Origin of the sequence: Flavobacterium potami, from assembly GCF_020026915.1 — a bacterium.
In the GTDB taxonomy this organism is placed as follows: Bacteria; Bacteroidota; Bacteroidia; order Flavobacteriales; family Flavobacteriaceae; genus Flavobacterium; species Flavobacterium potami.
In genome coordinates, this window is the sequence record NZ_JAINUY010000015.1 from 1 (window position 1) to 1,366 (window position 1,366).

Here is a 1,366-nt window from a genome sequence, read left to right on the forward strand (position 1 = left end):
GGGAAAACGAGGAAAAAGGGACGAAAAAAAAGTTTCAAAATTTTTTAAGTTTTTCTTGCAGGAAACAAAAACAATCACTAGTTTTGCACCCGCTTTGAGAAACAAGCGAAAGACACAAAATTACGTTCGTAGACATATTGAATTGACAGCCGTTCTAACAGAGATGTTAGAACAAATAGAATAAGAGTAAAGGAATCGTGAGATTCGAAAAGAACCGATAGAAAGCATCGAATATATAATATTAAAATATACGATGAAGAGTTTGATCCTGGCTCAGGATGAACGCTAGCGGCAGGCTTAACACATGCAAGTCGAGGGGTAGAACACTTCGGTGTTTGAGACCGGCGCACGGGTGCGTAACGCGTATGCAATCTACCTTTTACAGGGGGATAGCCCAGAGAAATTTGGATTAATACCCCATGGTATTGCAGGATGGCATCATCCTGCAATTAAAGTCACAACGGTAAAAGATGAGCATGCGTCCCATTAGCTAGTTGGTAGGGTAACGGCTTACCAAGGCTACGATGGGTAGGGGTCCTGAGAGGGAGATCCCCCACACTGGTACTGAGACACGGACCAGACTCCTACGGGAGGCAGCAGTGAGGAATATTGGTCAATGGGCGCAAGCCTGAACCAGCCATGCCGCGTGCAGGATGACGGTCCTATGGATTGTAAACTGCTTTTGTACGAGAAGAAACACTCCTTCGTGAAGGAGCTTGACGGTATCGTAAGAATAAGGATCGGCTAACTCCGTGCCAGCAGCCGCGGTAATACGGAGGATCCAAGCGTTATCCGGAATCATTGGGTTTAAAGGGTCCGTAGGCGGTTTGGTAAGTCAGTGGTGAAAGCCCATCGCTCAACGGTGGAACGGCCATTGATACTGCTGAACTTGAATTATTGGGAAGTAACTAGAATATGTAGTGTAGCGGTGAAATGCTTAGAGATTACATGGAATACCAATTGCGAAGGCAGGTTACTACCAATGGATTGACGCTGATGGACGAAAGCGTGGGTAGCGAACAGGATTAGATACCCTGGTAGTCCACGCCGTAAACGATGGATACTAGCTGTTGGGCGCAAGTTCAGTGGCTAAGCGAAAGTGATAAGTATCCCACCTGGGGAGTACGAACGCAAGTTTGAAACTCAAAGGAATTGACGGGGGCCCGCACAAGCGGTGGAGCATGTGGTTTAATTCGATGATACGCGAGGAACCTTACCAAGGCTTAAATGTAGACTGACCGGTTTGGAAACAGACCTTTCGCAAGACAGTTTACAAGGTGCTGCATGGTTGTCGTCAGCTCGTGCCGTGAGGTGTCAGGTTAAGTCCTATAACGAGCGCAACCCCTGTTGTTAGTTGCCAGCGAGT

1 protein-coding gene and 1 rRNA gene are annotated in these 1,366 nt (G+C 47.1%); both read left to right on the forward strand.

Annotated features, from left to right (window positions below; all coding sequences use genetic code 11):
* Positions 1–184: hypothetical protein (locus tag K6T82_RS24060; protein WP_223711566.1), on the forward strand; the 184-nt coding region annotated here is incomplete at its 5' end.
* A gap of 66 nt (positions 185–250) precedes the next feature.
* Positions 251–1,366 (forward strand): 16S ribosomal RNA (locus K6T82_RS24065); the annotation flags it as partial.